Below are 12951 nucleotides of genomic sequence, written 5' to 3'. Positions count from 1 at the left end.
ATTATGAGTTATGAGTTATGAGTAAAAAATTATTAATTTTAATTAGAAACTCCAAACTCCAAACTCCTAATACCAATTTTATGTGAGCCTGCATAGAACAGTCCCTTTATTTAGCAAGAATTTCAGGCGGATCATTCTGTGCATCTTCATACAGAATTGGTATAACTCCTAACTCCTAACTCCTAACTTCTTACTCTAAACTCCAAACTCCTAACTTCTAACTCCTAACTCCTAACTCCTAACTTTTTCATTTACCAATTCTGCATTTCCACCAATTCCATACACAATTCAAAAGGATACTTATTTATCAAGCGTTTCACCGGGTCGCGCTACTTTCGCTACTCATTTGCTACTCAAAATAGGCATTTTTACCCCGATTTTTAGCGATCGCAAGTGGCAATCACGCTACTCATTTGCTACTCATTTTTAGCAATCGCACTTACTTCAACTACGGGATGTTTAAGTATTTAGTAATACTGTGTCTATACATACATAAACCTCACTTCAACTTAATAGTTTATGCAAATAAACAGCTACACCCCATTTTTTAATTTCAATCGTAAACTATAGGAATGAGAGTATTAGCTACTGAAAATATAGAGTCTGAGAGTAACAGAAGCAAAATTTCTTGATTAATGAGTTATGACCGAAGATTCCCTCCCTTGATTACATAGATCCAGCTTGGGACAAAATATACTACACATCAACGCAGGTGATTGTTAGTGTGTTTGTTTCTTCAGGCTGAAGGCGGAGTGTTTGGAAGGGGAGAGGGTTGAGCAGTTGAGTTTGCTATAAGCTAATCATCATTCATTTTTCCAGACTGATTCGCTTGTAGTAAGGGCTTCAGCCCTGGTTTTATGCAACTTAAATGCTCATTAGCTTATTAAGTAAGCCTTCAGGTATGTTTTGTGCTTTATCCAACCCTCGCACATCCTTCCAGTTTGTATCCTCATCCCAAGTAATATTGCTAAATTTAGCGCCTTCGAGGTAAGCGCGTGAGAGGTTAGCGCGTGAGAGGTTAGCGCCTGAGAGGTTAGCGCCTGAGAGGTTAGCGCGTGAGAGGTTAGCGCCTGAGAGGTTAGCGCCTGAGAGGTTAGCGCCTGAGAGGTAAGCGCCTTCGAGGTTAGCGCGTGAGAGGTTAGCGCCTTCGAGGTTAGCGCCTTCGAGGTTAGCGCCTTCGAGGTTAGCGCCTTCGAGGTTAGCGCCTTCGAGGTTAGCGCGTGAGAGGTAAGCGCCTTCAAAGTAAGCGCCTTCGAGGTTAGCGCGTGAGAGGTTAGCGCCTTCGAGGTAAGCGCGTGAGAGGTTAGCGCGTGAGAGGTTAACGCCTTCGAGGTTAGCGCCTGAGAGGTTAGCGCGTGAGAGGTTAGCGCCTGAGAGGTAAGCGCGTGAGAGGTTAGCGCCTGAGAGGTTAGCGCCTGAGAGGTTAGCGCCTGAGAGGTTAGCGCGTGAGAGGTTAGCGCCTGAGAGAAAATAACCAACAGTTGCTGAAAAAGTATTTAAAGTAATGCTGTTGCTGTAATTAACAATCCGAAGCAATCGCTGATCATCAAAATTATCACTGTTCTCTTTACCACAGGGATAAAAAACAATATTGTCTTTTAACTCATCTTTATTTTTGGCATAATGATGTAACTCTAAAAGTAAAATAATCACATTCAGACCAGTGTATATATCTACTTCTCTTAATCCCAACGTTATATTTTGTGTTTGAAATTTTCGCGTCTGGGTTAGAGGCAAACTTTCAGACTGTGCATTAATAAATTCTCCTCGATACCAGCATTCATAAAAATATTCCAAGCGTTCAAATAATTTTAGATGCCGAAATTGCTTCTTGTCATCAATTAAAGTAATTAAATAACTAACAACTTCTTGTGTTAATCCACCATGACTTAGTAAGTCATAAATTTCTCTTGCCACCTGCTCATCATCGCTAATGACAAATATTTCCCGCTTCCCTTTCTGTTCTACTTTTATCCATTTTTCAAAACTTTCTGCTATTTTTTGAGCGCATAAAAACTCCCCAAAACTTTTGTGAATAAATTCTACAGCACCCTCTGTTGACTCAGACGCTTTTGCAGGTCGGAGATAAAATGCTGCTAGCGCGTTTCTTAAGGGATTTTCGCCAAGATTCTGTTGAGCTTTCTCCAACATCTTTCGTGCTGATTTATTACTTTTGAGGCGTTCCTCGATTGTTTTAATTGAAGTCCATTCTCTCCCGGATTGAGTAACACATAATCCGGCTTCAGTTAAAATAAGCTGCAAGTTATCTGTATCAAATTCCGTAAGTTGCTGATTGAGTATTTCCGGACGCTGTTTTGTTAAAACCCAATCCAGCGTTTTTTGATAAATTATTATTTTAGCCTGAGTACCGCTAGTACCTTCAAACATTTCAATAGTTAATTTATTATCTCGGTGCATTGCTGCTAAAAGGTATAATAGCAGTGGTTCTTGCCCTAATTCTTGAACACGTTTAGGACAATTGTTAGCTTCTATAAACTTCTGAAATCCTTCTGCATTATCTTGTCCAAATAATGCACCCCACTTTTCTAACCACTGCTTTTTGAGTCGGTCATCCATTAAAGCAATTTCTACCCTTTCTAAATTGGTAGGAATCCGATTCTCAATCCCATGTAAAGCCGATTCTCTACCAGTTACTATAAATTTGTGCCTACATCCTGTTTGTGCTTGGTAATTTCCGACTTGCCCGATAAAATCTTCAATTCCTTTCGCTGTTCTTCCTTCAAAACGTAATTCATCAAAACCATCTAGTATAAATAAATATCGAGTATTGCGATCGCTCAACCAATCATCACGAGTAGTAAAGCTTTCTCTAACAGCCGCACGAAGAGTATTCTCAATATTTGGTTCAAAAGCATCTATATCTCTGAGTCTAATTAATATTGGTGTCCAAACTGGGTAAAGGTGTTCTCTTACCCAATTTGCAAACATTTTACAGAACACACTTTTACCTCGCCCAGGTCCTGCTTGAATAAAAATGACTTGGCGATTTTGTTCAGTTTTGTTCAGTTGGCATCTTACCCAATTCTCTAAATTAACAGCTGATTCATTTTGTTTAGGTTTACCATTGCTATTTAACAACTGAGCTTCCAAAGATACATAAATCTCAGGAATTGTAAAATCTTCACCTATTACCTTCCACCGCTCAATTAGTATTGGATCGCTTGGTGATGTTGATATCTGCTCCTCCAGGTATGACTCTATGCTTGTATATTTCTCATTAGCCCTTATTTCTTGTGCTGCCGTTATAACCAAACTAAAAGTTTGGCGTACATCTTCTGGCTCGTATGATAAAAGTTGTTTTATATAGTTATACGTGTTCCATGCAACCCACCCTGTAATTAGGGAAACAATCTCCAAACTAATTCCTTTTGTTTCTAGGTAAGTGGATAATTCTTGATTTAATGATTGCCCTAATATTGAATTTGGAAAATCCATCAGTGCTTTTTCAGCTTGACTATTACTTAATTCCACTTCTCCCAGTTGATTAAACTGAGGTTTAACTTCCCGATCTTTTATCTCTGCACTAAGCTTACTTTTTAACCAAACATTCCTTTGTATTAAAGCATTAAAACTATTTATATAAGCTAATGGGCAAGCAACAGCTACCCATTCTTCTATTTCAAACTTTTTACTTGTTTTCTCGCGCAGTAATGTCAAGCCTTTTCGGGCAATACCTACAAACGATAACCCCGCAGCTATCACTGGTGCTGATGGGGCAGTAGCTAGTACACCGAGGGCGATCGCAAATTCTAGGACAGCTTGAGAAACCTCTGCCCCAGACTCTACAATATCTCCAGCTTTTTCTAGCTGCTGGGGCTTAGAAATCAAACTCTGCCAAACTTGCTTGATTTTTACCACTGCTCAATTTCCTATGTGAGAGTTTTGCTACTGAAATGCTAGGGAATATTTTACATACATCGTAAGTATGCGCCTTTACGGGCTGTAGCACAACCCGTATGACCACTCCGCATTCCCTAAAATTGTTAGAGTGAAAGCGAAAGTTGCTACAGGCTGCGCGAAACACCAAAACGTGAAAGCGGAAGCTGCTACAGGAAATCCCCAGTGAAATATTTTGGATGAATATCAGTGACCGAGGCAATATGAAATTTTTAGAATCGCTGTTGTAATTCCGTTTCCTAATGTCATCACTCATAAGGTACTACGACAATTGACATGACTATTTTGACCATCAGAACACAACACCGCAGGCACAGTCTTTCAACTTGGGTTAGTAGCAAAACCCCAAAAATCGCTACTAAATTGCTTCTACAAAATGCCCTAAAAGCTTCATTTTCAAGCATTCCAATTTTGATACCTCAAAGCGATCGCAAGTCCCAAGCCTTCTAAGCAAGCGATCGCTTGCCTTTGGGCGGTTACGCCATCGCGCTACCTAATTGCTACTCATTTAGAGCAGTAGACTCTTAATCTATTGGTTGCGGGTTCAAATCCCTCGTCACCCATCCTTTCCAGCCTCAAGATTTTACCCTTGACTAATTCTTGACTAAATTGAGTTGACGGCAACCTCTCAAAGCCGCATCACTCAAGGATAAACGTAACTTTTGCTTTGACTAATTTCAACAAAAACGCCTCTTGTCCACTGGACAGTTAAAATGTGATTTTAAGGGGATTTGATTTATACTTTTAGCCCAAAAACTAGAAATCACTGGCTCAAAATTATACTTCAGTGACAATTAGGGAATTTTGCAAAAATCCATATTATCGATAAAGAAGGATTTCGGTAATATAGATTTCTTCTAAATGGAATCGATAATATGTTGCTCGTCAAATGATCAAAACGGAATTACGGCTGTTCGCGATGAAAAGTACCGTGGCTTACCAAAATTGGAGATTATGCCTATCCAATACTACAAACTAGAAGGTCAGACAGTCGTTGCTGCTGAGTCCTCCACAGATTGGAATTTATGGATGGAAAGAGCCACCTTTGCTGAAACTACAGTTATGTACAACGATTTTAACGACTGCTTGATTTCAACTAAATTTGTTGGCATAGATTTAAACCCTGGTAGCTGCAACTCTGGATCTATGCCGATGGTGTTTGAAACTTTGGTCATGGGTGGGGCACTTGATGGAAAAAGAAACTTTTACCCCACCTGGGATGACGCCATACAGGGGCATCTGAAAATATGTATTTCTGTTTTTAAGCTCTCAAATCGCTAGAGTGAATCCCCGTGCGACTATCTACTTCAAAGTCTCCTAACTCTTTCTAATGTTTCACGAGATTCCCGCCGTCGCCGATCAAGTTCAGCCTTTCTCGCCTTTCTCAATGCTTTAGCTAAAATTTCTTTTTTTAGCCAAGGGGGAGTTTCGTTTGGTTCTAAAATCCTCATAGTGAATCCCCAACCAAAACTTTGGATTACCCTGAATCCCCAGTGAGCTTTTTAGCCTCTTCCCAAGCTTCTATGCAATTCCAGGCTTCTTGGTAGGAATTGTGTATATGGGTGCAAAGCCCACAAGGATTAGTTTTCTCGCCGGATCTAATAGTTAATCGCCATTTACCGGTTTTCTGCCCTTGCAAATTGAGAAGTTCTAAAACTTCAATGATCATAAATTACTCATCATGGTTAGTAGCTCTGTTGCGAATTAAGTAAGCTTCGATTTTCAGCATTAATTCCCGCAAACTATCTATTTGTTCTTCAATATGGTCAAATCCAGTCGCAACGCCTTGGGAAATTTGTTCCTGATTTCTCCGGAGGTGGTTGAAATCACGTTCTTCATTTAACGCTTTCTCAGCAGCCGCTACAGCTTGTTGAGTAGATTGTTGCCTTTCAAATCTTTGTTTATCATTCCACCTGAAAAACCAGCCTGAACCAGCGACAACCAAAGAAAGCACAAAACCAGCCAAGCCCAGGTCAAATTTCATAATTTAAGCATAAAAATATTCAGTAACCTTGACTTTGGCTGCTGCTAAAGCCCCAGAACAAATCCCTACAACAGCATTTTGGCTGAAATTGCTATCAAGAAATTTTTCGTTAGCAGCTAAAGCAAAATCATAATTAGTTGCAGATACAGTTACGGTTGCATCAGTAAGATTTGCTCCTATCGGAGCAAACTTGAAATAAACTGTAGATGCCCCCGTATTGGTAATCAAATAAGAACGCCTACTTGAATCTGTTTTTTCAGGAACAATTGTAGATTTTTGAGTACTGCTAACACTGATGTCGGCATCAGGTAGAGCATTAGTAAACAAACTTTTACTGTTTGAAGAGAAAAACACAGCTTGATAAACCTCTATTTGAATTGACCAGTTAACATCTGTATTGTCTAAACGGATAAATCCTAAACCATCAGCAACAACATCTTTGGGAAAATAAAAAACCTCACGCTCATTTTGTCTATAGCTAAGGCGTTGAGGATTATAAATACTAATCGGATTGCTATCAAAAGCTTTGGCGATAATGGCTTTTAAATATTTCCCGTCATATTGAGTACTGAGAAAATGTCTGACTCGAAATATCTCCCCAGCGGAAGGCACAATTAACCAACTAGTAGTTAAATTAAACGTACCTAATGAGAGCCAAGACATTTTTAAGTGCCATAATTGGAAATATCATCTAGTTTCTGCTCAAGAATTGTTCGGGCATCACCTTCGTATTGATAAACAGCTAAATTACAAGAAAAAAACCATTTAGGCACATTGATTTCTAACTGATAATCGGTTGACAAACTATCAGAAACTACCAGATTAAATCGATTCAAGAACAACGTTTTTGAATCTTCAATGCAAATCTCTCCTAATACTGAACTAGCAAAGCGAGAAAGTCTTCCGGCATATGACCACTGTTTACCAAGAGGAATTGTTGTATTTATCCCAATTCCCAATACTGGCTTATCTAAAATTACGCTAGGACGAATTGGAGCAATCTTAGCGTAATAAATTTTACTCCTAATAGTTGCGATTATTGTTGCCGGAATAGATATTGAGTACATCAATTGCCAGTTGGACTCATTCGTTAAATCCAAATTTCTAGTCATTTGAGGCAATCAAGAATTATCTCATCAACAAGGCCATGTGTTCTTCAACTTCACCGACAAATGCAAGTGGATTAATGCCGTAATGGTCTAGTAACTCAAAATAGGTGTAATCATCCATTACACCAGTCAGCCAAGGTCTAGCAGCACCGTTAATTATGTGCATCCCTTTGAAAGTAGAGTTATCGGCTTGCCCATTGACAGATACAGTCAATAAATCTTCAATATTTTCAGGAAGCCACAAACAATTATTATCAGAGGCAATTGACATTACAAACCTTCCGGTACAAATCGAACTTTATTAAAAGCAGCATTAGTCCCAGTAGTAAAAAAGGCCAGATATTTTGTGTGAGTTTTAATGTGTGCAACTACAGAATCATAATCATCTGCTACTACTTTTTTACCAAATTTTCCGGTAACAGCATCATTTTCGTGTCTGTAGTACATTCTTCCGGTAATCCGTGATGATTCCTTGGTTTTCGCGGTAGTAATGCGCTCAATCAAAGTCATGGTAGCGGGCTTGTATTTAATTTGTGTTAGCCCTACTTCAGTGCCATCAAGAGTTAAATTGCTATACTCACTCAAAATCTCTTTCACCGTTAGGGCCAAATCTTTACCCCTGCCTGATTGTTCCGAACTGATTAATTTGGCTGGTGCATAAATGAGAGTTGTACCAACAGCTGAAAATGGTGCGAGGTAGCCAGATACTCTATCAGTTTGGACTTTATTCCCAAGAGTGGTAACACTAGCGTAAGCCTCTTGACGGGCTTGCGTATCCTTTTCTAGCCAAGCAATGTATCTTGCATGATCTTTAGCAAGACTCACACCGCGAGCAATGTCTCGATAACTCATTTTATTCCTTTTCCAAATTTATTTGCTTACGACTTAACCATCCGCGTCGTTTTGCGTGGTTTAGCGTGGTTTGTAAATGCATACCCTATGGGTCTATGGCAATTTTGGCGTGGTTTGTTTTCAATCCAAAATAGACCTAAACCGATATTAGTTGATAAAAAACTTTTTAGTGTGATATTTTGAAGTGTTTGATAGCACTATAAACCCAAAGGGTTTGCATCTTATTTGAGGATTTGGTAATTACAGTTATGACCTCTATTACACCAGGAACGAATGGCACTCTTAAATCAATCACGGCAGAGAACGCTTTAGTTGAACTTGTGGCAATTCTCAAAAATGGCGAAGCCAATACCACAGTTAATCCTAATAAGCGTAATTACGTAACTTTGGATTTTAATCTAAATACCGGCTCGGTAGCAATTTCATTTAATATTCCTACTATCCCCATAATTACCACTACAGGGAGTATTGAAATAAGTGCTAGCGAATATTTAACAAATTTAGGGTTTAGTTGTGGTATAGGAGGCACTTTCAAAAGTTCTACAGCCGCCCAATCTTTAATAGAAATAGCTTCCTATCTTCAAGCTAAAGAAGCTGATAGCATCAGTAATTCTCAAGGTAATAACTATACAAATTTTAATTACGATGGTGATAGTACTATTTTTGGTGGCAGTGCAACTATCCCGTTTACTATTTCAATTGACAGTAATGGTAAACCAGTAATTGAAACTACAGAATATTTACTTTAAAGGCGTGACGTTTAACACTTCTGTAATAATTGATTGCTTTTTAGTATCAATCGTAGTCTGATATTCCTTGACAATTGGTTGATTGTTTTCGTCGAACTCGATTTCGATTAAATTTTCATTTTTAGCCAAGTTTTTTTGAAATATGTAATTATCCAAAGCTCCGGCGACAACGTAGCCTGCTTCAGTACAAGCCATCCCAAATTCTTGGTAAGCTTGGTCTACTAAGGCGTGAGTTTTCTTGCCCTTAATACTATCAATTCCCTCTTGAATTTTTTGGGAAATCACAAAAGGTTGATGTCTCATCTCCAACTCTTTGGTGATTTTCTCTTGGTTTGCACCAGCGGCTTTTAGGCGATTTTTTAAATCCTCATCATTGCCTCGAAAAGCGCGGCGAATACTACTATAGAGCAAGAGAAAACCACTGTTTAAAAATAGCCTAGCGCTTTGAGTAATAATTGCTGCATATTGTTGTGTTAGTCCTTCTAACAATTCTTCTGTGATTTTTGGAGCGATGGCATCAAAGACAACCGGATTAATCGCTAAAATAGCTAAAGAGGGGAGGGCCCCACAAACAAGATACCCAAGCGTTTTACCTATTCCCTGCCCTACTAGTCCGGCAATAGTAGTGAAATTACTTTCAGCCGAGGCGGCTATTTCAGTATCAGTAACATTGAAATTAAAATTCCAAATAAAACCAACAGCTATACAAAAGCCCGCCCATAATTGTGTGAAAGTCCAGCCCAATATTTTTGATAAAAAAGCCGCTAAAGGTTTTAATAAAGATTTTGCGGCTTCAATAATAAATCCAAAAAAACCACCGCCATCATGACTAGAAGCGTTTGGACTACTAATAATCCTAGTACCTCCAACGACTGCGGCTTTACGAATACTACGGCTGACTAGGTTTATTGTTGATACCATCGTAAACTTTGTCGATATTATTAACGAATGTTTTTATCTGATCTGATAAGCTACCTTGATTTTGATCACCCACTAAACCCATTAAATCTTCTTTCAATTTTTTCACGACGGCCGCTTGCCCTCCCGGCGTTTTGGCGTAGTGGACACCTCGAATAATTGCTGCTGCTTGCAAAAGAGTATGAATTGCTGTTGCTAACGTTTCTTTTTGTGTGTACTTGATTACAGAAACATCTTGAGAAGATTCTTTTAACACTGTGTTAAAAGATTTTTGCCCCGGTGTAAACGTCAGTGGCATCTGCTCAACACTCATTTCTGTATGAAACCCGGCGTAATCTATTAACGCAGTTAAAGCACTGTGATTTTTAAAAGAGGTTTGTTTTATTTGTCCTGACTCCGCTAATATTCTGTTTGCAATATTTAGAATTAATTCATTGTTCATATTAGAATGAATTACCATTGTAAACATTTCAGCAATAGCTTCAGCCAAGTTGGGTAATTTTAGGGTAGTTGATTTATTATCATCACCTTGAATTTGAATATTTATTTCAAATTCTCCCAGAACCTCATCAAATCGTTCGGCAAAATAAGCAATAAAATCTGTAAGACTTTCAACATTTTTATTTTGTATTGGTTGAGTTCCATTTTTGGTTAAATAGCTGTTTGGAACGATTACGGGTAAAGTTCCAATCCGTTTCAAAATTAACTTCAGTAAATCACTTTGTCCGGGACAACATTCCATTTTTGGCGGTTGGGGTGGGGGTGGTGTAGGCGGTTTGCAAAGTCGTTTTTTGAATTTAGTCGCAATCCAATATCCGTTTTCATAATAGGCATTTTCAACATAAGAAGCAAGATTATCATCAGTTAAATAATCGAAGTAAACTTTGGAAATAGTATATTTGCATTCAATATTTCCATCATATCGACTTAAGCGAGTTGGGGGATTATCTAAAGTGGTAAATTCATCATCTGAAATAGTCGTAATTCCCTCTTTTGTAGTTGCTATTTGAAAAAAGGGTAGTGCATCAGTTTGCGGGTGAAAACCTGGATTACCAAAAGGTTCTACAACTGAGCGAATATTTTTAAAAAGCGGGTTTACAGTTGTTCCGTTTGCAGCATCATCCCTTAATCCTTTGACTCTATCTGATGCCGTTGTCATTGCTAAATCATAATTAAAATCCATGATTGTTTGAGAATCAGTGCCAGCCGGGAAATTCCCTGGATTCCCTGCTGTGCCCGGATTTGCGTATGCTGTAGAGAGGACAGTCTTGATAGTAGAGCCATCTCGACAATATAAAACCTCACAATCTTCACCTTTGGGAGTTGGCGGCGCTACAGGGGGAGGCGGGGGGATACATTCAGGATTTCTGTGAACTATTTGGAGAATCGGCAATTTAATAAACCCAAAGGTTCCATGAATTGCTACGCCCAAATTGCAGCGGTCAGCCACTATTTGGGGAGTTATTCTCAAAGGTGCTAAATCTAAAAAACCCCCACTGCAATAGGGACTATTTGGATAGCGATCGCAATCTCTAGGATCAGCCGGGGTATTAGGTGTTGAATAAAAATTCCCACCTAGAGGAACCAGATTTCTTTGACTTTCCGCAAAAAATCCCATGATAAATTTTCTAATTATTGCTTGAAACAGTCGCAAAATTTGGGGTTGTACCGGGAAAGGCGATCCAGCCTTCAGCTTGGGTGAAAAGAATTTTACCGCCTCGCCGGGAGTTATCGACATAAACTTCACTGGGCGCGTGTTGATAACCGAAGAAAAAAGCCGATCCAGCCACGATAAAAACTTGTTTATATCCTTGAAAGTTATTGCTGCAAATAATCTCTACTTCAAATCCTTCAGTCGGATTTACTGGTAGAGTTAAAGCGAAACTTACAACTTCCTCGGTGTCAATTTTTGCAAAAATCCGATCGCGATTAGCTAAGGTGTAATTTGCAGATATAATTTTTAGGGACATTTCCTCATCCTCTGGTGTCGGGTCTGGTGTCGGGTCTGGTGTCGGGTCTGGTGTTGGAGCAGTACCGACAACATTGATTATTATTGGTGGCTGGTCTAGTGTTATTCGCCTAATTAAGTCGGCAAATATTGTGACTTTATCTTGATTAGCTAGTAATCCATAATTGACATTAGCCACCTGGAATCCAATCATGGCATTATTCCCTAGTGTGTGGCTACCTAGTGAATACTCTCTATAAGGGTAAGGATCAGGATTTAATAAGGAAAACGCTTGTAGCTTTTGCCAGTTTGAATTATTGATTTTACACATCACATGCAGTTCAATCCGTGGTGATTTCCATTCCAAATTAATTGCTGCAAGTAATTGTTTTGATTCAGTATCTTCTAATTCAAATACCGGGAAAGTAACCGGATCTAAACTATAAATCCAACTGACTGCCTTTAAATTCCTTATTTCTAAATATTCATCAAGAAAATTGTACCCAACCTTTGCATAAGGAGTATAAGAAAAAAGTGGTACTATGTCGCTACCCGAACTAGCATCAAGTGTAATACACAGCTTTTGTTTGATGATTAATGATTCAAGTGTCATCGGATTCTACTCCTCTAACTCGTAGCGCTTCAGTAATGATAGTTCTAGAATTTGAAGGCTCCTTCTCAACCCATAAGGGAATTTTTTTTGTGCGGCTACGATGAAAATCTCCGGCTAAAGTAGCATTAATCCCCGAATATTCTCGCTGTTCTTCTACGACAACTTTTTTAAAATTAACAACACTGAAAAAAGCTGGATACACTCGTATATCCTCTTTATACATTCTTTTATTTTCAGCCCGTCTACCTTCTTTTTTCTCTTCAGCCACGGTGAGCGTGAGTATCTTGGCAATAGAGAAAGCTGCTAGTGAACGCAGCATGTTTACAGCGATTTCATCACTTCCACCATAGACTTGCATTTGTCTCCCATTATCTAAGTTGGCCGTAGCTCGAAACCGTCCCCAGGTATACCCCTCTGTACCACCACAGGCATTTTTAATCGTTAACCAGTCCAGTTTAGCTTTGTTTGCATCGGGGATATTGTAAGTTGCGCGAACAAATCTAAATCCGCTTCTGGCTTTGAAAGGGGGTTGCCGAAAGTTAAAGAAGAATACGGTTAATTTGATTGTTTCTACTTTGGCTCTAACGTAGTCTTCTATTGGAGTACCAACAAAATCGCCGATATCTCGATTTTCGATTAAAGTTCTATTGGCAATAGCCTGCGAAACAACTGATTTGTAATTATTTCTGTTTACCGCTAGGACTATTTTCTCTTTCCTAGCTAAAACAATTTCACCTGCCATTTATTTGAATACTTTAAGGGAATAATCTAGTTTTACTCTCCTCAAATATTTTCGTAAATGTTCTACTTTTATGTAAAAGTAGAACATTTACTGATTACAAAAGCTTTGCTCAGAGCCA

The 12951-nt window shown here is 38.9% G+C and carries 14 protein-coding genes; 2 read left to right on the top strand and 12 right to left on the bottom strand.

Translation table 11 applies throughout. The annotated features are described in order from the left end of the window. Positions 1–864 precede the first annotated feature (864 nt). Positions 865–3879, bottom strand: a complete 3015-nt coding sequence (locus tag V7K85_RS06335; RefSeq protein ID WP_334811896.1) for a pentapeptide repeat-containing protein — start codon at positions 3877–3879, stop codon at positions 865–867. 993 nt (positions 3880–4872) lie between these two features. Between V7K85_RS06335 and V7K85_RS06330 the strand changes: the two genes are divergently transcribed. After that, entirely contained in the window at positions 4873–5199 is a 327-nt protein-coding gene (locus tag V7K85_RS06330; RefSeq protein WP_334811894.1) for a hypothetical protein, read from the top strand. 26 nt (positions 5200–5225) lie between these two features. Here the strand turns inward: V7K85_RS06330 and V7K85_RS06325 are convergent, their stop codons facing one another. From V7K85_RS06325 to V7K85_RS06295, 7 genes are read right to left on the bottom strand one after another with little or no spacing between them, the layout of a single operon-like run. Then, positions 5226–5369 carry a hypothetical protein gene (locus V7K85_RS06325; protein ID WP_334811892.1) on the bottom strand — a complete coding sequence of 48 codons (144 nt, stop codon included), beginning with the start codon at positions 5367–5369 and terminating at the stop codon, positions 5226–5228. Between the two features lie 26 nt (positions 5370–5395). Beyond that, entirely contained in the window at positions 5396–5587 is a 192-nt protein-coding gene (locus tag V7K85_RS06320; protein WP_334811890.1) for a hypothetical protein, read from the bottom strand. A 3-nt stretch (positions 5588–5590) separates the two neighbouring features. Beyond that, entirely contained in the window at positions 5591–5902 is a 312-nt protein-coding gene (locus V7K85_RS06315; protein ID WP_334811888.1) for a hypothetical protein, read from the bottom strand. 3 nt (positions 5903–5905) lie between these two features. Next, positions 5906–6565: a hypothetical protein gene (locus tag V7K85_RS06310; protein ID WP_334811886.1), complete on the bottom strand. Its 660-nt coding sequence runs from the start codon at positions 6563–6565 to the stop codon at positions 5906–5908. A gap of 2 nt (positions 6566–6567) precedes the next feature. After that, positions 6568–7014 carry a hypothetical protein gene (locus V7K85_RS06305; protein WP_334811884.1) on the bottom strand — a complete coding sequence of 149 codons (447 nt, stop codon included), beginning with the start codon at positions 7012–7014 and terminating at the stop codon, positions 6568–6570. 16 nt (positions 7015–7030) lie between these two features. Further along, positions 7031–7282 carry a hypothetical protein gene (locus V7K85_RS06300; protein WP_334811882.1) on the bottom strand — a complete coding sequence of 84 codons (252 nt, stop codon included), beginning with the start codon at positions 7280–7282 and terminating at the stop codon, positions 7031–7033. Beyond that, entirely contained in the window at positions 7282–7863 is a 582-nt protein-coding gene (locus V7K85_RS06295) for a hypothetical protein (RefSeq protein ID WP_334811880.1), read from the bottom strand. The genes V7K85_RS06300 and V7K85_RS06295 overlap by 1 nt, the downstream gene beginning before the upstream one ends. Before the next feature lie 248 nt (positions 7864–8111). Between V7K85_RS06295 and V7K85_RS06290 the strand changes: the two genes are divergently transcribed. Further along, positions 8112–8612 (top strand): hypothetical protein, encoded by a 501-nt coding sequence (locus V7K85_RS06290; RefSeq protein ID WP_334811878.1) that lies wholly within the window; start codon positions 8112–8114, stop codon positions 8610–8612. On the opposite strand, the gene V7K85_RS06285 is transcribed toward V7K85_RS06290, so the two are convergent. From V7K85_RS06285 to V7K85_RS06270, 4 genes are all read right to left on the bottom strand, one after another. Next, positions 8604–9533 carry a hypothetical protein gene (locus tag V7K85_RS06285; protein WP_334811876.1) on the bottom strand — a complete coding sequence of 310 codons (930 nt, stop codon included), beginning with the start codon at positions 9531–9533 and terminating at the stop codon, positions 8604–8606. The genes V7K85_RS06290 and V7K85_RS06285 overlap by 9 nt on opposite strands. Next, a complete protein-coding gene (locus V7K85_RS06280) occupies positions 9502–10713 on the bottom strand; it encodes a hypothetical protein (RefSeq protein ID WP_334811874.1) in 1212 nt (403 codons plus the stop codon). The genes V7K85_RS06285 and V7K85_RS06280 overlap by 32 nt, the downstream gene beginning before the upstream one ends. 445 nt (positions 10714–11158) lie before the next feature. Then, on the bottom strand, positions 11159–12091 hold the full coding sequence (locus tag V7K85_RS06275; RefSeq protein WP_334811873.1) for a hypothetical protein: 933 nt from the start codon (positions 12089–12091) through the stop codon (positions 11159–11161). Beyond that, positions 12081–12833 (bottom strand): hypothetical protein, encoded by a 753-nt coding sequence (locus V7K85_RS06270; protein WP_334811871.1) that lies wholly within the window; start codon positions 12831–12833, stop codon positions 12081–12083. The genes V7K85_RS06275 and V7K85_RS06270 overlap by 11 nt, the downstream gene beginning before the upstream one ends. Between the last annotated feature and the right edge of the window lie 118 nt (positions 12834–12951).

Origin of the sequence: Nostoc sp. (assembly GCF_036917615.1) — a bacterium.
GTDB lineage: Bacteria > Cyanobacteriota > Cyanobacteriia > Cyanobacteriales > Nostocaceae > Nostoc.
Note: the sequence above shows the minus strand (reverse complement) of the source record. Positions and strands in the feature narration are given on the sequence as shown.